The organism is Candidatus Bathyarchaeota archaeon (assembly GCA_026014735.1).
Lineage (GTDB): Archaea > Thermoproteota > Bathyarchaeia > Bathyarchaeales > Bathycorpusculaceae > Bathycorpusculum.
Genome location: JAOZHT010000001.1, coordinates 746314 through 766029, shown reverse-complemented (window position 1 = coordinate 766029; position 19716 = coordinate 746314). Strand labels below are relative to the sequence as shown.

The 19716-nt window shown below is 50.0% G+C and carries 23 protein-coding genes and 1 tRNA gene; 8 read left to right on the top strand and 16 right to left on the bottom strand.

Going from position 1 to position 19716, the window contains the following annotated elements; translation table 11 throughout:
- Nucleotides 1-18: 18 nt before the first annotated feature.
- Nucleotides 19-486 carry a DUF6325 family protein gene (locus NWE93_03915; protein MCW3999366.1) on the bottom strand — a complete coding sequence of 156 codons (468 nt, stop codon included), beginning with the start codon at nucleotides 484-486 and terminating at the stop codon, nucleotides 19-21.
- 186 nt (nucleotides 487-672) lie between these two features.
- On the opposite strand from NWE93_03915, the gene NWE93_03910 reads away from it, so the two are divergent.
- Nucleotides 673-1005, top strand: coding sequence for a hypothetical protein (locus NWE93_03910; GenBank protein MCW3999365.1), 333 nt, complete (start codon nucleotides 673-675; stop codon nucleotides 1003-1005).
- 289 nt (nucleotides 1006-1294) lie between these two features.
- Here NWE93_03910 and NWE93_03905 read toward each other — a convergent pair whose 3' ends face one another.
- The 4 genes from NWE93_03905 to NWE93_03890 form a co-directional block, all read right to left on the bottom strand.
- Nucleotides 1295-2074 (bottom strand): MinD/ParA family protein, encoded by a 780-nt coding sequence (locus NWE93_03905; protein MCW3999364.1) that lies wholly within the window; start codon nucleotides 2072-2074, stop codon nucleotides 1295-1297.
- Nucleotides 2075-2078: 4 nt separating this feature from the next.
- Entirely contained in the window at nucleotides 2079-2465 is a 387-nt protein-coding gene (locus NWE93_03900) for a transcriptional regulator (protein MCW3999363.1), read from the bottom strand.
- 191 nt (nucleotides 2466-2656) lie between these two features.
- Complete coding sequence (locus tag NWE93_03895) at nucleotides 2657-2950, bottom strand: hypothetical protein (protein MCW3999362.1); 294 nt, start codon at nucleotides 2948-2950, stop codon at nucleotides 2657-2659.
- A gap of 86 nt (nucleotides 2951-3036) precedes the next feature.
- Entirely contained in the window at nucleotides 3037-3216 is a 180-nt protein-coding gene (locus tag NWE93_03890) for a hypothetical protein (GenBank protein ID MCW3999361.1), read from the bottom strand.
- A 264-nt stretch (nucleotides 3217-3480) separates the two neighbouring features.
- Between NWE93_03890 and NWE93_03885 the strand changes: the two genes are divergently transcribed.
- Together NWE93_03885 and NWE93_03880 are read left to right on the top strand one after the other, a co-directional pair.
- Entirely contained in the window at nucleotides 3481-4356 is an 876-nt protein-coding gene (locus tag NWE93_03885; protein ID MCW3999360.1) for a hypothetical protein, read from the top strand.
- A gap of 86 nt (nucleotides 4357-4442) precedes the next feature.
- Nucleotides 4443-4685 (top strand): hypothetical protein, encoded by a 243-nt coding sequence (locus NWE93_03880; GenBank protein MCW3999359.1) that lies wholly within the window; start codon nucleotides 4443-4445, stop codon nucleotides 4683-4685.
- A gap of 260 nt (nucleotides 4686-4945) precedes the next feature.
- Here the strand turns inward: NWE93_03880 and NWE93_03875 are convergent, their stop codons facing one another.
- Nucleotides 4946-5296 (bottom strand): RPA12/RPB9/RPC11 RNA polymerase family protein, encoded by a 351-nt coding sequence (locus NWE93_03875; GenBank protein ID MCW3999358.1) that lies wholly within the window; start codon nucleotides 5294-5296, stop codon nucleotides 4946-4948.
- Between the two features lie 194 nt (nucleotides 5297-5490).
- Complete coding sequence (locus tag NWE93_03870; GenBank protein MCW3999357.1) at nucleotides 5491-6135, bottom strand: molybdenum cofactor guanylyltransferase; 645 nt, start codon at nucleotides 6133-6135, stop codon at nucleotides 5491-5493.
- Between the two features lie 367 nt (nucleotides 6136-6502).
- On the opposite strand from NWE93_03870, the gene NWE93_03865 reads away from it, so the two are divergent.
- Entirely contained in the window at nucleotides 6503-8458 is a 1956-nt protein-coding gene (locus NWE93_03865; protein MCW3999356.1) for a copper-translocating P-type ATPase, read from the top strand.
- Between the two features lie 6 nt (nucleotides 8459-8464).
- Here the strand turns inward: NWE93_03865 and NWE93_03860 are convergent, their stop codons facing one another.
- The gene (locus NWE93_03860) at nucleotides 8465-9454 is read right to left on the bottom strand and encodes a hypothetical protein (protein ID MCW3999355.1); all 990 of its coding nucleotides are present in this window, start codon (nucleotides 9452-9454) and stop codon (nucleotides 8465-8467) included.
- Nucleotides 9455-9567: 113 nt separating this feature from the next.
- Between NWE93_03860 and msrA the strand changes: the two genes are divergently transcribed.
- Together msrA and NWE93_03850 are read left to right on the top strand one after the other, a co-directional pair.
- Complete coding sequence (msrA, locus tag NWE93_03855; GenBank protein MCW3999354.1) at nucleotides 9568-10134, top strand: peptide-methionine (S)-S-oxide reductase MsrA; 567 nt, start codon at nucleotides 9568-9570, stop codon at nucleotides 10132-10134.
- Nucleotides 10131-10700 (top strand): O-methyltransferase, encoded by a 570-nt coding sequence (locus NWE93_03850; protein MCW3999353.1) that lies wholly within the window; start codon nucleotides 10131-10133, stop codon nucleotides 10698-10700. Before msrA ends, NWE93_03850 begins: the two co-directional genes overlap by 4 nt.
- A gap of 11 nt (nucleotides 10701-10711) precedes the next feature.
- Here the strand turns inward: NWE93_03850 and NWE93_03845 are convergent, their stop codons facing one another.
- The 7 genes from NWE93_03845 to NWE93_03815 form a co-directional block, all read right to left on the bottom strand.
- Nucleotides 10712-11548, bottom strand: coding sequence for a hypothetical protein (locus tag NWE93_03845; GenBank protein ID MCW3999352.1), 837 nt, complete (start codon nucleotides 11546-11548; stop codon nucleotides 10712-10714).
- Between the two features lie 214 nt (nucleotides 11549-11762).
- Nucleotides 11763-12293 (bottom strand): hypothetical protein, encoded by a 531-nt coding sequence (locus NWE93_03840; GenBank protein ID MCW3999351.1) that lies wholly within the window; start codon nucleotides 12291-12293, stop codon nucleotides 11763-11765.
- Between the two features lie 213 nt (nucleotides 12294-12506).
- On the bottom strand, nucleotides 12507-13199 hold the full coding sequence (locus NWE93_03835) for a hypothetical protein (protein MCW3999350.1): 693 nt from the start codon (nucleotides 13197-13199) through the stop codon (nucleotides 12507-12509).
- Nucleotides 13200-13365: 166 nt separating this feature from the next.
- Nucleotides 13366-14334: a thiamine pyrophosphate-dependent enzyme gene (locus tag NWE93_03830; protein MCW3999349.1), complete on the bottom strand. Its 969-nt coding sequence runs from the start codon at nucleotides 14332-14334 to the stop codon at nucleotides 13366-13368.
- 14 nt (nucleotides 14335-14348) lie between these two features.
- Complete coding sequence (porA, locus tag NWE93_03825) at nucleotides 14349-15554, bottom strand: pyruvate ferredoxin oxidoreductase (protein MCW3999348.1); 1206 nt, start codon at nucleotides 15552-15554, stop codon at nucleotides 14349-14351.
- 27 nt (nucleotides 15555-15581) lie between these two features.
- Entirely contained in the window at nucleotides 15582-15866 is a 285-nt protein-coding gene (locus tag NWE93_03820) for a 4Fe-4S binding protein (GenBank protein ID MCW3999347.1), read from the bottom strand.
- Nucleotides 15859-16416 (bottom strand): 2-oxoacid:acceptor oxidoreductase family protein, encoded by a 558-nt coding sequence (locus NWE93_03815; GenBank protein ID MCW3999346.1) that lies wholly within the window; start codon nucleotides 16414-16416, stop codon nucleotides 15859-15861. Before NWE93_03815 ends, NWE93_03820 begins: the two co-directional genes overlap by 8 nt.
- Before the next feature lie 286 nt (nucleotides 16417-16702).
- On the opposite strand from NWE93_03815, the gene NWE93_03810 reads away from it, so the two are divergent.
- Both NWE93_03810 and NWE93_03805 read left to right on the top strand, forming a co-directional pair.
- Nucleotides 16703-18181, top strand: a complete 1479-nt coding sequence (locus NWE93_03810; protein ID MCW3999345.1) for a B12-binding domain-containing radical SAM protein — start codon at nucleotides 16703-16705, stop codon at nucleotides 18179-18181.
- Nucleotides 18182-18256: 75 nt separating this feature from the next.
- Nucleotides 18257-18333: transfer RNA gene (locus NWE93_03805), tRNA-Asn, on the top strand.
- Nucleotides 18334-18556: 223 nt separating this feature from the next.
- Here the strand turns inward: NWE93_03805 and NWE93_03800 are convergent.
- The gene (locus NWE93_03800; protein MCW3999344.1) at nucleotides 18557-19510 is read right to left on the bottom strand and encodes an Lrp/AsnC family transcriptional regulator; all 954 of its coding nucleotides are present in this window, start codon (nucleotides 19508-19510) and stop codon (nucleotides 18557-18559) included.
- Between the last annotated feature and the right edge of the window lie 206 nt (nucleotides 19511-19716).

The window sequence follows — 19716 nt, the reverse complement described above, 5'->3', positions numbered from 1 at the left end:
ATCCTCTACCGCGCAAGATTAGTCGCCTCCTTCATCGAATAACGCTCTGACTTTGTCCAGATTCTCCGGGGGAATACGGCCCATATCGATTAAGACAGCATCCGAATCAATCAATGCCTCTTTAAAGCGTATAGCCCAAAGGTTCTCGAACAACAACAAAGCCGCTGAACTCTCATTAGGCAACGACTCGCCCAACGCGTTTATGTCACCTTCATAGAACCACTCCTTAAGGTTACCAGCTAACTTCTCAAACGCTCTACCCTCATCACCCTGCAGGTCTCTTGCTTCAGTAACAAAGATTGCTCCGTTGGCGTCTTTTGTAACGAAGACTAAGTCGATTACACGAATTATGCCGCGCCTCTCCAGATCCACCATTTCAGGCACGATTTTGCCGTTGAATTTGTTTCCCGGGAACCCCACAATTAGATAGTCCACGGGTCCCATAGTTCTGCCGCTTGCTTTTTCCATCATATGTTCGACTACCAAGAAAATCACCACTATACCGTGGAAGGCAGGAGTTTATAGCAGTATGTGGCAACATGCTGTATGAACAAGTGTCCAAAATCTAATGGCAAATGGCAACATGCATACAGGGTTAGCCGTATTTGGCTGCGAAGGCTGGATTGAAATAAAAGATATTACATTGGGCAAACAGAGTTCTGCTGGATAAGTATGGCTTATCTTAGGGAACAAACAAAGGAAGTCGACATTGATTTCCCCCTCGATTCAGTGTGGAAAGCGATACACAAAGCAGTCGATGAATTCGACTGGGAAATCCTGGGCCAAGACGTAGCCACCCATCAAATAACCATTAAAACAGCAGACACCCTCACATCATATGGCTCGACCCTGAAAGTGAATCTAAAACATAACCAGAACGCCACACATATGCTCGTCAGCGGAGAAACCCCCGTTACCACGATAACCTCGACGCTGCAGTTTGGGCAAACCTTCGACTGCATCGAAGATTTCGTTTTAGCCCTCGCAGACATCATGAACCGCTAAACCGCATGCCGCCGCCAAGCCATCAAGCGACCCGTTGAAACCACTTTAATAAAACATAAAAAACCTTATCTAATTAAGCGACAAGCATTTAGAAAATCTCTGCCGCTTCCTTTCAGGTATAGAGAAACAATGTAAACGAAAAAAGCAGCCTTTTCCACCCGCTTTTTTGACTATAAATAGAGGGGGGATAGAGGCAGCAGAGCAACAGTGACTACGCTATGTAGCTACAGTAGATAGTAAAGAAAAAGCCCTTTTCAGAAAAGAAAGGAATGTAGCGTCAAGCGGGAATTTAGTTGACTTGGTCGGTGTCGATTTTTTTAGCCATCTCTGAAACGATTTTTGTGAAGGGGTGATCGGGTTTGTCTTGGACGAAGATGAAGTTGCCTTCGGCACGTAGAACCTCGCAGAAGCAGGGCATTATGCCTAGCAGTGGAACTTGGTAGTCGGTTTTGATTTTTGCGGCCATTTCGGCTTTGCGTGAAGTCGCGGAGGGGTCAAGAACCTTGTTTAGTACCAACCCGGTTTTCTTCTCGAAGAGGTTGTAGAGTTCTGCTAGCATGCGTTTGGTGCCGTCTACATCGCTGCGGTCGCCGGTTGTCGCCACCACCACGAAGTCTGCGGCTACAATGGCGTTAATTGAGGAGTACTGAAGACCTGGGCTGGTGTCAAAGACTAGGTAATCGAATTTTTGGTCCCGAAGCAGCACTTCCCGCAGCGCCAAGAGCCGTCCGAGCGCCCGCATTTCCCATTTGCGGTCTTTGCTGGACATGTCGCGGATGGCTTCGGTGGATGGGTTGGCAAGGCAAGCATAGAATTTTCCGGTGCCCGTAAGTCTGCTGCTAAGGTCCACTATGGCTTGGTTGATTTCGCAGGTGCTGTTTAGGTAATCGTTAAACCAGTGTTCGATGTTTTGGGCTTTAAGGATAGCAAACAAGCTGGGTGCACGGAAGTCCAAATCAAAGAGGCAAACTCGTTTCCCCATCTTGGCAAATGTCGCCGCCAAGTTAACTGACATCGAGGTTTTACCGGTACCGCCCTTGTAGCTGTGAACAGCAATGATTTTGCTCATAAACTCAACTCTGTGTTTCCCTATCTATGTAAAAGTATGCCTTTCTACCCCTACGTTCCTTCTTTACATAACCCATAATGACCAGCTGATTAAGATACGCACTCTCAACCGCCCTGGCACGCTGCGTCTGACCCGCAACTTCCTCTGCAGTCGCGCGGCTGCATCGACAAATAGTCATGGCGGTCTTTCGCAGATGATCAGGCATAGAAAGCAGAGTCATAACATCCAAGGATGCATCAGGCACGCTAGGCATAACCCGAGAAGTCTCCCCGGATCCGTTTTTCTGAATCTCAATCATGACTTCCATCTTCTCGTTAAGCTTGACAAGATTTTCTTCTATCTTCTCAAGTATGCTCAGCGGCTTTTTACTAGACAGGTCGTTTCTTATCACGCATTATCCCTGAATTGTATTTCATCTGTACTATTGTTGTATACTAAAACCATTACTGTTTATTAAGTCTTGCGATACTGAACTACAGATGGATGAAACCAAAAAAAGTTAACCAGAAAAACACTGTGACGGTTAAGAAGGGAATTAGTTTGAAAAGCAGTAAAGGAAAATGTTGTTGGGAAGATGGGGGTTTAGAAGGGAACTGGTGCTTGGTTTCGTGCTTCTTCGACGATAGGCAAGACCTGTTTTAGTTCCTTGAAGTACTTTAGAACTGTAATGCCGCGTTGGGTGATGGCGAAGACTACTCGGCGTTTGCCGATGGTACGTTCCTCGACTAGACCTTGTTTCATTAGGAAGTCGAGGTATTCTTTGAGTACGCTGCAGTTGACGTTGGCTTTGTACATTACGTGTGTTAGCTTTAAGGGTCCTCGGTGAGCGAGTACCGTCAGAATGTCGACATACATTTCCAGTTTTGATCGGCGCACTTGTGTTTCCTCTTTTGTCTATTTTCTTGTTTCTTTATATTTATCGTTTATGGATTGGTAATCAGTATTATTAACCATGGTGGCGTTTAGTTGGCTGATTTTTCTATGATGTTGTTTAACACGTTTAATCTATTTTCGAAGGCAGTCACCATGTCATCTAGCAATATATCACGCAATTCGGTTGACAAATAATTGATTTGTTCATCGAAAACGTTGGCGAATTTTGCCTCAAGTTCTTTTCTGTTTTTTTCCGCAAATTGCTTCATACTCACACACATCCTCAAATTATTAACGTACTCCAAATATGTGCAAGCCATATAACTGACTTATGAAGGCAACCTCTGAATCATAAATAAGTAGTTCTAAACCTAACGCAAACCCTCGAAGACGCGGTATTTACCTCTGATTCGCCTGATACCCATCATCGAATCTATAGTAGGCTAAGTTACAGATAACTTGATGTATGTTGCAAAATAACTGTACAATTTCAAAACCAAAAATAATAATATTAAGAACACAAAAATCAATTTATGGAAAGCACACAGACGATAACCAAAGCCACAAGGCAACTAGCTCCCTTCCTATGCGTTGTTGTCGGCGCATTTTTTGTGTACCTTCTCTGCTTGCTGTTGAATTCTTTTTCTGCTGATTACCGGATTTATCAAACTGTCGCCGCCTACGTTTCCGAGCACGGGTTTGATTTTTGGAAGGTTTACTGGTTATTCTCCGAGTTGGTGGGTGAGGTCGGGTTGTTTGTGCGGTTCAGCGGGGCTTGCCTGCTTTTGGCTTTTACTATGTGGCTGCTGTGGCGGAGAACTCCGCGGTTTGCCCTGCTGCGTAAAGCCATTCTGCTTGAAGGTCTCTACTATCTCTTCTTTATTCCATTTATAGGCTTGGAGCTTTTCTCGCCTAATGCCTCAATGGCCTATCACCTTGCCGCTTCCTCCTACATCCTGCAAGCCCTCCTAATCACCCCTGCCTTCCTTGCCCTCTACATTAAACTCCGCAGCCCACAACTGAACCTTGGCATAAAAAAATGGTTTGCCCTCTGCGCCGTCACCTTCACCTTTGCCTTGTGGATCAAGCATTTCCTCTTTAGCCTCTACGCCCTTCCCGCCGATTCAGCCAGTCCCATTTTGCTTATAGGCTCAGCTAACTCCATAATTACCCTGCTTGTAGGCGCCCTGCTTGTGCTCTTTGCCCTCTTCCCAACGATGAAAGGCAAAGCCGGTTATCACCGCCGAGTTTTAGGTGTTGGGCTGTGTTTTGTAGGCGCGTATTTTCTGGTTTACCTGCTGGTTGCTGCTTTTAGCGGTGGCTACCTCAGTTATCTTTGGTTGACTGATTTCTGGGCCTCCAGTTTGGTTGTGTTGGGCCTTGGTTTTCTTCTCAAAAAACCATGTTGAAGCGGTTGATGTGGTTGTTGCGGGTAACCAACAAAATGTTTTAAGTCGCCAAGGCATTTGCACATATACATCAGGAATGCGGTTTTTTGCTTAGCACAATTAAGGAGAAATCATGGAGCGTTTTGCTCGAGGAAGGCTTTATGCTTAACGGGCAAGTTCGGGGGCAACGCTGCTTCAACTGTAAATCAGCAGCGGAGATTCTGGCTTTAAACCAGAGCAACCCCAACCTGCTCCTCTACGGCTGCAAAGACACCAAATGCAAACACCGCTTTCTGCGCCTAGACATGGAAAAAGAGGGTTTACCCAATAATCCGCAGCAACTTTCCTAACCCCGGTTTTTGATATCGCCTCTTTGGAGTGGCTTTTTCTTCGGCACATAAACCGTTATAGAGACGGTTGCTGTTGCTTGCAAAGCTCTATCCCCCCTCTATTTATAGCAACATAGCGCAAACGTCGGCTGCTCCATCAACCTCTATCCCCCTTATATATAGGCCAAAATGCGTCTGGGAACGGCTGCTTTTTGGGTTTGCAACGTTTCTTTGCTGATGGCTGTGACAACCGCCAAGCCGTCGCCGTTAGTGCTAGGGAGCTAGGTGTATTCTCTGAAGGTGTAGCCGCATCGAATGCACCGCAGAAACTGCGTGGAGGATTCGTCGCTGCCGCGGGTTTGCACCAGCCAAACGTTAGCGGTGTTGTTTCCGCGTCGGGGGCAATCCATATGAATCGTAGGCATCGTAGTGAGTTCCTGCTCTTCTCTGCCTATGACGGCTACAAACTGCTTGGGGGTATGCTCGATGTATTTTCCGTTAACTTTGCGGTTGGCTTCCGCTTCAGGTTTTTTCTGCCCACATTTACTGCAGGCAAGCATCAACATAACTTGGTTTCCAACGCGTATCTTGGCGGGTTTTAGAACAGAACCGCATTGACTACAAAACTCCATATTGCTTCCTCCAAAGATAATTTTTCGCAGGCATCGGTTGCCCCATTAAGCGGCGGGTAAACCGTTGCTTGCTTGCCGCCCTTGGATGCTATCACATCTTAAAGCGGTTATTACCCATAGGAGGCGCGGAGTCATAAATAATCTTGTGACTGCACCCAAACTACCACAGCTAACCGAGCAGGCGCCTAAACCCGCTAACGTCGCTTCTTGGCTTTGGTTGGCCGGGGCTTGCTTAGGGCCTGCGCAGTTTTAAGGTCCAATGGGCGGTTGACGTTGAGGAAGGTTTTAAAATCCGGATCCAACTGCTCGATAACCAGCGTGGAGAGGTAACGTACACCGTGCAGCTTCTCCACCAGCGTATGCATGTCATATGTGCCCTCCGCCGCCTCCTCTTTTGCAGCCTGCAGCGCCAGCTTGGTGTTGTAGACGGCGTGCAGCGGCTCAATTTCTTGGTCAGTGTACCGTGGCACCACCGCGGATTTGCCGATGCATAAATCCAGCATCAACGCAAGGACCTCGCGGTTGGGGAATGGGCTATCGTAAGGTAAAAGCAGCGTGTAGGTGCCGGCGGCGGCTTCAAAACCTGTTAAGGCACCGATCAGGGGGCCCTTCTGCTGCTCGATGTCGACTGCGAAGCGGACGGGGGCAGAAACGATTTTACTGTAGGCATCCGCGCGTTCCTGCGAGCTTGTAACTACGATGATTTCATCTACCAGACCCTTCACGGCGTCTACCACATAGTTAAGCATGGGTTTGCCGTCGAGGGTGGACAGGCCTTTGTCTTCTCCGCCGAACCGCGTTGAAAGTCCTCCCGCCAAAATAACCGCTGAGCGATCCATAATCATTCACTGGAACATCTAGCTGTAGGGTGCAAGTTAAGGTTTTTGCGATGCACCCCTTAAAATAACTTGTTAAAGCACAGTTTATGGGGGAGTTATTCAGGCTCTGGGTCCAAAATCTGCCTGCCTGATGGGGATGGCACCGGTAAATGTTTAAGGCATGCGCGCTAATCCAGAACCAATCCCAAGAGGTATCTGAGGCGTATTTTTCTGGTTACTCTGGGCAATAGCTATTATCAACGGCGCACTCATAGATGTGTTGGGTCTGCTCTAGGCCGCTTACGCGCACTCAAGGCAGCAGGCGCGAGGTCACCTGTTTTTGAACCACAACAACCATAGCATGCACCAAAAAGAGAGCAGGCGCGAGATGAACCATGAAGCGCCCATGATGCATAGCATGCGTAATAAAACCCTCAAAACACGTTTCATCTTTTGCCTCATCCTCACCATACCGGTATTGGTGTTGTCCCAAACCATTCAAACCTGGTTTGGCTTCACGCTAATGGTGCCCTACCAAAACTTTATCCTGCTGGCTTTAGCGTTTGCCATCTACATCTACGGTGGCTGGCCTTTCCTCATCGGATTAATCGGCGAAGCGAAAGCTCGCCAGCCAGGAATGATGACGCTGATTGGCACCGCGATTTCGGTTGCTTTCTTTTTTTCTGCAGCCACTGTGTTCTTTCCGGTCGGGATGGATTTCTTTTGGGAACTTGCCACTTTAATCGATGTTATGCTGTTGGGGCATTGGGTTGAAGCCCGAAGCGTCATGGGGGCCTCGCGGGCGCTTGAGGAGCTGGTGAAGGTTATGCCGACGGTGGCGCATGTGGAAATGAACGGTGAAGTTATGGATATGCCGGTTTCGGAGCTCCAGGTCGGCAACTTGGTGCTGGTTCGACCCGGCGAGAAAGTGCCGTCTGACGGTATAGTTGTTGAGGGAATATCTACCGTGAACGAGGCGCTAATCACCGGTGAATCTGCTCCCGTGCAGAAACGGGCACCCGATAGGGTGGTGGGCGGCGCAGTGAACGGTGAGGGCTCGCTGAAGCTACAGATTGAGAGGACAGGAAAAGAAACCTATCTTGCCCAGGTTATTTTGCTTGTCCAGCAAGCTCAGCAAAGCAGATCCCGCACACAAGACCTTGCTAGCCGAGCCGCCGCATTGCTCTTCTATGTTGCCGTAGCTTTGGGGATGGTTACGTTTGCTGTCTGGTCACTGCTCGGTAACGTCGAGTTTGCGTTAACCCGAACCGTCACGGTGCTGGTGATAGCTTGCCCCCATGCGTTGGGTTTAGCTATTCCCTTGGTGGTTGCATTATCCACTTCGCTTACTGCTAAAAGCGGGATTTTGATCCGTGACCGAAAAGCATTCGAGGACGCCCGAGGCATCGACGCGGTTATTTTTGACAAAACAGGCACCTTGACTTTAGGTAAATTCGGCGTCACCGACACGGCTTCTTTGATTGCTGAGGGCGAGCTTTTGGAGTTGACGGCGGCGGTGGAGCAGAACTCCGAGCACGTCATCGCCAAAGCAATCGTTGAGAACGCGAAAGTCAAAAAAACCTCTATACCCCAAAGCAGCAGTTTCCAAGCGCTGCCAGGCAGAGGAGCCAAAGCAGTTGTCATGGGCAAAACCGTCTATGTGGGCGGCCCCAGTCTGCTGTCGGAGCTGGACATATCGGTAACCGACGAGAAGATTTTGGCTCTTGCTCAGACGGGGAAAACCGTTGTCTTCACGGTTGTTGAGGGTCGATTGGCGGGGGCTTTTGCTTTGGCTGATCAAGTGAGAGCTGAGTCGCGGGCTGCAGTGGCGGAGTTGAAGGCGCAGGGCATCAAAGTTTTCATGTTAACGGGGGATTCCGAGGCGGTTGCGGGCAGGGTTGCAGTGGAGCTTGGCATCGAGGATTATTTTGCGGGTGTGCTGCCGGAGCAGAAAGCCCAGAAAATAGTGGAGCTTAAGCAGCGGGGGTACCGTGTGGCTATGGTGGGCGACGGAATCAACGATGCCCCTGCGTTGGCAAGCGCCGATGTAGGTATAGCTATTGGCGCGGGAACCGATGTGGCAATAGAGAGCGCAGATGTAATCTTGGTGAAGAGCAACCCCAAAGACGTCGCATGCGCCATCTGTTTTTCGCGGAAGACCTACCGCAAGATGGTGCAGAATCTCTGGTGGGCGGCGGGGTACAACATTTTTGCTCTGCCCCTTGCTGCAGGGGTCTTTGCGGGATTGGGCATAGTTGTCGACCCGGCGGTAGGCGCGGTTTTGATGACTTTAAGCACGGTTATCGTTGCAGTTAACAGCCAGACTCTGCGGCGGCAAATGTAGCTGCATCTAGAGGGGGGGTTTGGCGATTTCTTTGCGGTTTAGCGTCTTAGTCCACTGCTTGAATTCCTCCGAAGGCGGATAGTCATGGTAGAGCTGCCTCCGTTTAGCTTCCAAGAACAGGTTTTCTTTGCCTGCGTACTCGGCGGCAGTTATGATTTGGTGTCCCGCATCTTGGGCTTTCTGGTAAATCGCATCCATTTTGCTTCGCCAGAACTCATCCCGAAGCGCATGATGCTCCAAAACCACAACTGGCACCGCCTCGGCGAGGCGCTCAAGGTTTCTCTGCGCCAAATCAAGCTGGCTCTGCTCAACGCGGAACCCCGCCAGATACAGCGGCGGTCCCCCAAGCATGAGCACATCTGGTTTAGCTTGCAGAATCAAGTTGGCTGTGCCTGTGGACATGGGGCCCTGTACGTCGGGGGCATGCATAAACCGTTCCCCGCCGCATTGCACCGACGTCATGATGACCCAGCCCAGCATGCCATCCTCGGCGCCATGCGGCACCGCCACCGAAAACTGCAGCTCCGTTTCGCCGAAGCGGAAGGTTTTGCCGTCTGCCGCTTCAACAGACGCCGCGTACTTGCCGCCTGTCTTCTGGAACATCCATGCCCGCTGCCGCTGACTCGCATTAATGTTCTCCTTGGCGTTTTTTGCCAGCACCACCTTGCCCCCATAGATTTGCCGCGCTGTCTCGCCATCCTCGGTCCAGTTTACGACCCAATCCGTGTAGCTGGGGGTGTGGTGGTCGAAGTGGTAGTGGCTGATGGTGACGACGGAGGCGTGGTCGGCGGCGGCTGCGATGGTTTGGCGCAGGCGCTGGATAGTTTGGAATTCGATGGGATGGGGGGGCAAATTGAAGCGGTAGGGACAAAGCGAGATGCCTGCGTCGAGGAGCACGGCTACGTCGGGGGTCTGCACCAGTGTGCACATGGAGCGCACGCCGAAGCTCTCCGATGCCAGCGGCGTAACTTTGATTTTACTCAGTGGAGTAGCCATTGCCTTCGCCATGCCTATTTGGATGCAGCTTGACGGGTAAAAACATTCCCAGCCCTCTGCCACAAACCATTAATGCCCCCGCTGCTAGCATTAAAGGTGTAGGCGTGTTTTGTATGAGTGACAAATCAAGCGAAGCTAAGAACCTCGAGGTTGCCACGTTGGCGGCAGGGTGCTTTTGGTGCACTGAAGCGGCGTTTGGCATCATCCGGGGCGTCGAATTCATCATGCCCGGCTACACCGGCGGCGTCGTGCCTAACCCCAGCTACGAGCAGGTTTCCACGGGCGAAACGGGGCATGCGGAGGCAGCGCAAATCTACTTTGACCCCAAAGCCGTCAGCTACCGCGAAATCCTCGAAATCTTCTTCACCATGCATGATCCCACCTCGCTTAACCGCCAAGGCGCCGACGTGGGCACACAGTACCGCAGCGCCATATTCTACCAGAACGAGCAACAGCGGAGAATCGCGGTGGAGCTTATCGATGAACTTAACGACGAGGACATCTGGAGCCGCCCCATCGTCACCGAAGTGGTGCCCCTCACCCACTTCTACAGGGCTGAAACCTACCATAAAGACTACTACAAGCTGCATCCCAAAGAACCCTACTGCCAAGCCGTCATCGCACCCAAAGTGGCTAAGCTGCAAGCAAAGTTTCTAGATAAAATGAAGGTGCCGCTATGACAGCAGAATCGATGCTTAGCGGGGCGGAGGGGGTGCTTGGGCAGATTGAGGAGGCTTCGCAGAAGAGTTTTCTACCCATCATCGGACCCGTCAAGGGCAAGCTGCTAGCGGAGGAAGTGCACAAAGCCCAGCCTAAGCATGTGCTGGAGGTAGGCACCTTGATTGGCTACTCAGCGATTTTGATGGGCAGGGAAATGGCTGCGGACTCAGAGATGATAACCATAGAAATCCACGAGGACGAAGCAGAACTGGCAAACCTGAATATCCAGAGAGCCAACGTGCCCCCTAAAATCAACGTCATCGTAGGAGACGCCCTCGACGTTATAGCTACGCTACATGGACCCTTCGACTTCGCCTTTATCGACGCAGAAAAAGCCGAGTACCTACAATACCTCAAGCTCGCTGAGCCTTTGCTGAGCAGCGGCGCCGTAATCTTCGCGGATAACGCAGGGGTCTTCGCTGACCAAATGGCGGATTACCTTAGCTACGTGCGGACCAGCGGCAACTACCAAAGCCGCTACGTTGAATTAGCTGGGGACGGCGTGGAAATCAGCGTCAAAATCTAGCGCTCTGCCTGTTAGTAGCGGTGGTATCGGCGCCTGCCATGTTTAGGCTTAGGCTTTCGCAGTTGCTCGCCGCATTGGGGACAGTACGCTTTACCCTTAGAAACCGGAAGAGAAGTTCCCTCGGCAAAGAAGTGCCCGTTTTCGCATGTGAGGTCAAACTCGAAGCTCTCCGACTCGTAGTCATGGGGGTTAGCTAAGATGTCCTCTTTAACCGACACGTTGCTCTTTATGATTTTGTGAGGTGGATAAACGGGGGCAGGCGTGACGGGTTTAGGCGGGACAACCGGTTTAGATGCTTCGGCGGGTTTGGGTGGTGCCGGGGGCTTTTCAGGTTTTGGCTTTTGGATTTGAGCTGCAGGTTTAGGCGGCTGACGCGCAAGGGGGGGTTCCGTGGTTACCTCAGTGGGTCTTATTACGACCCGGGGGGGCAGGGTAACTTTGCGTTTAGTTGTTAGCTTATGTTTAGTGGAGAAAATAGGTTTAGCCGCCGCTGATGCCTTAGGCGGAACGAAAATCTTGATGGGCGCATCCTCCGCCGGCGGCGCAATCTTTACGGGTCGTTTAGCTGGGGCGGGGGCTTTTGCTTGGGGTGGAATGAGGATTTCCGCTGCTATCTCATGCTTTTCGGTGGGTGCGGAGGCTTTGGAGGGGGATTTTACTTTTATGACCACGGGCGAGGCGGGGGGAAGAACTGCCCTGATGACTTTGCCTTTTTCGGGCGCCTTGAAGTTATGGCTTCTGCTAGCTTTTTTGAAGTTCACCATGGGGGCGGTGGTGGAGGTTCCGCAGTCTGGGCAGCACTCGCTGTACTCGACGAGGCGGCGTCCGCATTTTCGGCAAAACGGCATAAGGTCACTTTATTTTTTAAATGATTGATGATTCGGCGCCCTTTAAACTTTGATGCAGAAAAACGGATTCTTCGGGGGCTACCTGAACATTTAAAGGCTGATGGGGCTGTTTTGGGTTGGGTGGGCGATGACGAGTCTGGCCCCGCAGACACAAAGATGATGTGGATCTTGAGTGTGAGGTGGCGAAAATGACAAGTTTAGGGCTTGTCCCTAGCTATACAGATGATTTGCCACCTAAGAGCCCACCTACAACAGTTGATGGCGGTTTGGTTGAATATTTTCGCAGTGGTAAAAAGGCGTGAACTTGACTTTTGTAGTCCAAAAAAGAGGCTCCGAATGCTTCAGTAAGATAGAGGGTTTCTTTGCGAGCCAAATAAGCAATAAAGGGCAGTATATACGCCAAAGAAAAAAGCACGATTGCGGAAAAATACCATGCGACATGCGGAATCAATATAACCAAACCGCCCAGGGCATAAAGAAATATACCCGTGTATAGGGGATGCCTAATGTAAGCGTAGACTCCGTGAAATTTTAGGCTTGAATTTTTGAAGCAATACCCCGTCCAGGAATGGCATTTTCCCAAGTCAATCTTTGCTTTTATAACAAGCCCTGTTCCTAAAGCTGTAATTGCTAGACCGATAACGTCTAGGAGCGATATCCATGAGAGAGACAAGAGGGCATAGAAAGAAATGCAAAGGGGAAACAGGTAAAGAAGCTTCATTAGGGTGATAAATTTCTGATTCACTAAGGGAGCGGTCCCCTTTTTGCTTCTAAAGTCTGAGATAAACAAAGCAAAGAGTAAGGTAATAATTACCTCTGCAGTCAGGAAAGCGATGGCCTGCGTACTACAACACACCGATTACTATCCCTGCCTTGTACTTTAAAAATTTCCCGATGGCAAAACTCATTTGAGTCCTTTTCAAGGGCGTCCCTTTCGAAAAGGTGACCCTCTCAGAAGCTACTTTTTAGGTTTGGCGCCCTCGACGTATTTGGCGTCGATGTTTGCTTCCCAGAACTCCTTGAAGCTTCGGCGGTACTTGGGCAGACGCTGTCGTCCACGCCAGGTGGCTTTGTCAGCGAACTTTTTGATTTCCGCAGAGGGCTTAAAGTACGCGACTGCGTTATCTACGCTGAGCACGAAAGGTGGGCGGCCATGGTACATGCTTATCCAGCTTGAGATTATGCTGCCGGTGCGGTGGTTGCCCTCTATGAACAGCTGGGGGTGACCAAGTATTGCCACGTAGATTTCCGCGGCGACTTTAAGCGGATGCGGTTCGCCCTTCATGTGTTTTCTGTACCATTTCTGGAGGGGGATGATTTGGCTGTAGAATTTCTCAGACGTCGCCATTATTGCCTTGTGGTACTCCAGCCGCAGGTCCCAGTCAACGCCGTAATGCACCAGGCAGTTGAGCTCCAGCATCTCAGGGATGCTTGCCTGCGAAAACGGCTCAACCCCCCGCCGTAGCTGCACGTCGAGGTGACGGTAGGCAGCCATCATTCTGCCTCGGACTACCCCATCGAAGGCGGTGTCGCGGCGACCGATTTTTCTGCGGGCTAACTCATCGTCGATGTTCTTCCAGTTTGTTTGGACGTCGAGGAGGGATTGTTCGACGTTGGCGAGGTTTAGCTGCAGGATGTTTTTTTGGCTCACTACATCACGGTCAATCAGAAAGCTGTGTTTCTCCTAGTTAAATAATCACTGTAAAAAATCGTAAACCTCAGATATCACAGGGGCAAATAGTAGAAACAAGCGTGTAGGGTAACGATAAGCAGCTAACCAACCGATAATATATCGGGAAAACAAAAAAGGGAAAGGTTTAGGGAACTGATCCATCACATTTCTGCAGCAGCTTTGCCCAGCGCTCATCAGTCACCTGCTGAATCTCCTGCAGGACGTGGCTGAACTGCGGGGTAAAGAGGTGACGGAACCGACCCTGACCCTCCAGGTAATCTTTGACAGGCCGCTTCTTCTGGGGCGCCATAGAGATTACTTTGCTGGGGATCGAGAGCTGCCGTTTCCCGTTAACTGCTTCCCAAAGCGGAAACACACAGGACTCCACTGCGAGCTTAGCGTACTCCATCGTTTTTGCAGGGTCGCTTCTCCAGCCTCGGGGACAAGGAGCAAACAGATGCACAAACGCGGGTCCCTCCACTTCTAGGCCCTTGCGGATTTTTGTCAGCATATCCTTCCAGTAGTAAGGCGAGGCTGTAGCAACGTATTCCATTTCGTGCGCCAGCATGATTTCAGCGATGGGTTTTTTCTTTTCCAGTTTGCCAGGTATCACTTTGCCCGCGGGGGTTGTGGTGGTGGCTGCGCCCGTGGGGGTGCCGCCGCTGCGCTGGATGCCAGTGTTCATGTAGCCTTCGTTATCGTAGAGTACAAAAAGGAAGTCATGTCCCCGCTCCACAGCGCCTGAGAGAGCCTGCAATCCGATGTCAAAGGTGCCGCCGTCGCCGGCGATGGCGATGACGTCAACATGCTCTTTGAGTTGGCCCTTCTGCTCGAGGGCTTTAAGCGCCGCCGCGATGCCTGAGGCGTTCGCCGCAGCGTTCTCGAATGCAGTGTGCAGCCAGGGAACAGCCCATGAAGTGTAGGGGTAAATCGAGGAGACAACCTCCATGCAGCCGGTTGCTTGAGTGACGATGGTTGGTCCACGGGTGGCTTTCATGACCAGACGCAGTGCAGAAGCAGGTCCGCAGCCTGCGCAGGCCCGGTGACCAGAAAGGAACAGGTCGGGTTTTGCCGCGATGTCTTTTGCGGTGAATTTCCATTCTTGTGTAGTCATGGTTTTTTTCCTCCTTACTCCCTGAGTCCCAGATAATGCACTTTGGTTTCGGCATTACCTGACTTTGCAATGGTGGTTAGGTACTCGAAGACTTTGCGGAGTTCACGGGTGCTGTAGTCTCTGCCGCCAAGGCCATAGATGAAGTTAACGACGGGCATCCGTGCGCCGGTGTCGTAGAGTACATGGCGGACTTCATGGAAAACTGCGCCTCCGAATCCACCGAAACTCATGCTTTTATCCATAACGGCGATGGCTTTAGCGTTCTTTAGTGCATTCTGCAGTTCCTCAACAGGCAGCGGACGGAAAGTGCGTAGCCGCAGCAATCCAGCTTTGATGCCTTCGCCGCGAAGTTCATCCACGATGACTTTAAGGGTGCCTGCGGTTGAGCCAACACAGACAACGATGACTTCGGCGTCGTCGAGGCGGTAGCGGTCAACTAGCCCGTTGCCGTAGCTTCGTCCGCTGAGCTTAGCGTATTCATCGTGGACTTGTCGGATCTTCTTGAGCGCGTTCGCCATGCCTTCTTCCTGTTGCCGCTTGAACTCGAAATAGTAGTTCTGGAACGCAACGGGCCCCATAGTCATGGGGTTGGCGGGGTCAAGCTTAAACGGCACAGTTTTCCCCTCGTGGGTCAACACCTTGGGCAGTTGCCGGTCTCCAACGAATTTGGCAACCACATCGTCCGGCAAGACGTTGACGTTTTCCAGCGAGTGACTCAAAGTGAAGCCGTCTAAACCCACAAGCATCGGCAAAGACACATCAAGGTCCTCGGCAATCTTGAAGGCTTGAATGATGGAGTCGTAGGCTTCCTGTGCGTTCTCAACGTAAACATGCATCCAGCCGCTGTCACGTGCCGCCATGCTGTCAGATTGGTCGCCGTGAATGTTGAGCGGCGCAGATAACGCGCGGTTTGCAATCGCCATAACAATGGGTGTGCGGCAGCCTGAGGCGACAAAGAGCATTTCATTCATCAAAGCCAACCCAGCTGAGGCGCTTGCCGTGAAGGTGCGTACACCCGTCGCTGCGGCAGCGATGCATGCGGTCATGGCGCTGTGTTCGGATTCGGTGCAGACGAATTGCGTTTGGACTTCGCCGTTGGCGACGTATTCGCTGAATTTCTCAACCATAATGGTCTGGGGAGTAATGGGGTAGGCTGCGACGACATCGACGTTACATTGTTTAGCTGCATGGGCTACTGCTTCGTCGCCGTTAAGAGCCATTGTTTCCTGCTTAGTTTGCTGTGCCAACTATTCTTCCTCCTCTATTTTCATGGTTATTGCCTTCGTGGGGCAGACGTTAGCGCATATGCCGCAGCCCTTGCAGAAGGTCATATCAAACTCTACCTTACCCGCCTCGGGACGATGCCGAATTGCTCCTTCGGGGCACATCATCACGCAGGTCAAGCAGACGCTGCATTTTTCGAGGTCTCGTATAGGCATGAATGTTTTCCAGTCGCCTGTCATGAATCCGATGCTGGATTTAGGGCAGACGCCTGCCAACGCGATTTCCTTCCAACCTTTCTCTTTACTCACTGGATTTTGCCTCCTTGTATGCTTCCTGGATAACGGCAAAGTTCTTCTCTGCCAAATCCTTGCGGAAACGACCCCCCAGTGTCTTCTCGATGCCGGAGAGACTCACTATATCGGTGGCTTTGGCAACTGCTCCCAGCAGGGCAGTGTTGGTTATCGGTGCTCCCAGAATCTTTAGGGCAATTTCGGTTGCGGGAACAGTCCATACTTTGCCTTTCACAACCCGCAGGTGCTCCTTTAATTCTCGGGGGTCTTCACTTGAGTTTATGATTAGACAATCGTCATCGCGGTTTAATCCGGCCGTTACAGGTACCGTTTTCAAAAGCGTGTTGTCCAGTACCACGACAACGTCGGGGTCATAGATTGCGCAGTGCAACCGTATTGGTTGTGTGCTGATTCGGGTAAACGCAGTCACAGGCGCCCCCATCCGTTCAGGACCGAACTCGGGGAACGACTGAATATATTTGCCTTCGTCGAGGGCAGTTCTGGCCAAAAGTTCACTGGCCGTCCAAGCGCCCTGACCGCCTCTACCGTGCCATCTAAACTCTACCATTGTGTTCAAAGCAGTCCCTTCTCTAAAGTGTGTCTCAGTAAAAATGACGAATCCCTTGATATACATTTTTCTAGTCAAAACGCAAAAACATCTCCGTTAATGTAAAATTTCCTAGCTTGCGCTTTGACATAGATACTGTTAGCTTCAGGGTAACTTGTCCCTAAACCTGAAAGTCTGCCTATTTATACGCAGAGAAGTTGTTACATAGCGAGCAAGCAATAAAGTTATATCCCTCTTTGAATGACTAGATTTTCCTCTAAAAAGTGCAGTTAGAGGAGGCAAGCTTATGGAATATCAAAAGCAGGCTGACATAATTTTAACCGCCGACCGAACCCTAATGAGTAATTACCACCATAACGAATTCCTCGGCTTCGGCACCTGCGCACCCCCAAACTTCATCCCCGAATGGCTCTACAGTTACCTGTTTTTTCCACCGCTTGACGTCACCAGCGAAAACCCCGAAACGGTGCCCTATGGACTGCGGAAAACCGAAGCGCAGCTAATAAAAGAGGGTTTTAACGTCGACACAGTAAGCCCCAACCACCTGAAATATAAACTCAAAGACGCCAAAGTGCTAGGCATACACGCCATGGATCCCTTTGGCCTGGGCCCCGCATCCACCACCTTGGCAGCCCTATTTAAAAAAGAACCCTACCTAGCCAAGTACTTCCATGCCATGCTGACAAGCCAAGAGATACAGCAGGCTAAACAGAACGGCTTAAAAATCATCGTCGGCGGACCCGGCGCCTGGCAGTTTAAGTACAGAGAAAAAGCCATCAAAGAGTTAGGCATAGACTGCGTTGTGGAGGGCGAAGGCGAAAACGTCATCGGTAAACTTTTCCGCGCTGCGCTGGAGGGGCAGGAATTACCCCGCCACTACGAAGTGAACTTTGGAGAAGTGCCTACTGTTGAGGAAATCCCAGATATTGTGGGGCCATCCATCAACGGATTGCTTGAAATCGGCCGCGGCTGCTGTAGAGGCTGCCAATTCTGCAACGTTACCCTACGTCCATTAAGATGGTACCCCATCGAGAAAATCCAGCATGAATTAACCGTTAACCTATCCTCGGGCAGAGTGAAAGGCGCCTGCCTCCACGCCGAAGACGTCATGTTATACGGCTCAAAAGACACCATACCCAACCCGGAGAAACTACTAAAACTCCACCAGACCGTGATGGCACCCATTGAAAGCATAAGCTGGAGCCACTGCTCCCTCGCCGCCGTCGCAGCAGCACCTAAGCTTTTTAATCAAATCTCCCAAATTATTCTACAAAAGCAAGCTTGGTGGGGCGCAGAAATCGGCATCGAAACCGGCTCAGCAAAGGTCGCGAAGAAAATTATGCCTGCAAAAGCGCATCCGTTTAGCGCTGACAACTGGCATGACGTGGTCGTGGATGGTATGGGGTTGATGCATGATAACAAGCTGGTTCCAGCATGCACCCTCATCGTGGGGTTACCCGAGGAAACCGAGGAGGACATTACCCAAACAATGGATCTGGTCGACGACCTCAAGGAGATGCGCAGCCTCATCGTGCCGCTGTTCTTTGTTCCGCTGGGGCACCTTAAATCCAGAGACTGGTTTAACAAAACCCAACTTGGCGAACGCCACAAGCAGCTGCTAATTCAATGCGCAGAACATGATTTCCGCTGGGTCGACAGCCTCATCGACATGTCCTTCCAAGGCAAATGGTACCAGAGCATCATGAAGGAATTCTACAAGGGCTTCTCGGCGATTGCAAAACACAAAGTACGGCAAGTAGAATAGGGCATAATTCTGCGATGCAACGACTAAGCTTAAATACTTATTTTGATGTGAAAGTGGCAGAAGCACCGATGGTTTGCCGCCGTTGCACAGCCCGGTAGTGCAACTGACTGTTAATCAGTAGGTCAAAGGTTCGAGTCCTTTCGGCGGCGCCACCACCTCTTTTGCGTATAGCAGTTAAAACAGGGTATTTTACTATTTAATAGAAGCCGCCTTTTCTTCCGGGAAAGTCTAACGCTTGCCCTTTTGCACCGGATCCAATTCGAAGTACAAGATAGTCGGGATGTAGCAATCAAGCAAAATTGAAGCTTTTTAGAATAACGATTCTCTCTCGCTAAGGATGGTGTACACGGCCGTGTTTCATCTAGCCAGTAGAGGTCAGAAGTTCGAAATGAGCTCCCCAACCGGCGGCCAAATTTCAAACATCTTCATAACGTACACTTCTAGGTTGGTTAAGCCCGGTAGATTCACAATTTTCTCCTGCACAGTTGTGAATTGTTCAATGTCTTTAATCATTAAAGTAAAGTAGAGGTCAAATTTTCCACTTGTTTTCTCAAGTAAGTTAACGTTCTCAATGTGTGTTACGAGATCGATAGCTTCCTGCATGTTTTTTTCTGAAACCGATAGATTAAACGTTGCGAAGGCAAAATAACCAATTTTAGTAGCGTTAATTTGAATGATCGGCTTAATGAGCCAGTTGCGTTTTAGCCGCTGGTACCTCCGGGTTATTGTGTCGGTTGAAACACCAAACTCTTTGGCAATCTTGTAAAACGGCACCCTACAGTCAACTAGAAGCTTATTTACAATTCGTGTGTCCAATTCGTCTATATCGGTTTCCGCAGTACGCCTAAATTTAACCTCGGGTGCCTTAATGGCTGATAGTACTGAAAGGTTGTGCGGCATGGTTCTCACCCCCATTATGATTCTAACATCAATATCTTCAACCAAAGGCAATTTCTTAAGCTGCCCCCTAACAGCCTCTAACTGCTGCATATCCTTCAGGGCAGCGATCACAATGATGGTACGTTTTATTCTAATTGGTATCGCAGCAATTACGTTGGGGATTTTTGATGCAAGGTTCATTAGTTGATTTAGATTCTGAAAGTTCGTGACGGTAAAGAAGTCAGCGACAAATTGGTTTCCAGAACAAACAGGGCTTGTTTGTACTGTTGAGCCCACTATAACTCCGTTTTTATTTAGTTTTTTGTATCGATTGGCAATGACCTCTTTCGTTGTGCCGTTTTTAATCGCAATCTGGGTGAAACTCTGGCGTCCATCGATGAGGAGTTCTTTTAGGATGGCTGCGTCGATTAGGTCTATACTTGATGACATCTCATGAGATATTTTGAGCGGTACTATATTAATCGCTTCGCTTTTTTCTTTCGTATTTACAAATCAAAATTTCGTAAAAAACGATTATCATCAAACTGCTAATAACTACTTTTTCCGATTTTTTACTGTATTCTAGGAAAATGTTAAATACTAAAAGCAAGCAAGAAAGAGCTTACAATTAAAGGAGAAAAAACAAAATGAAATCT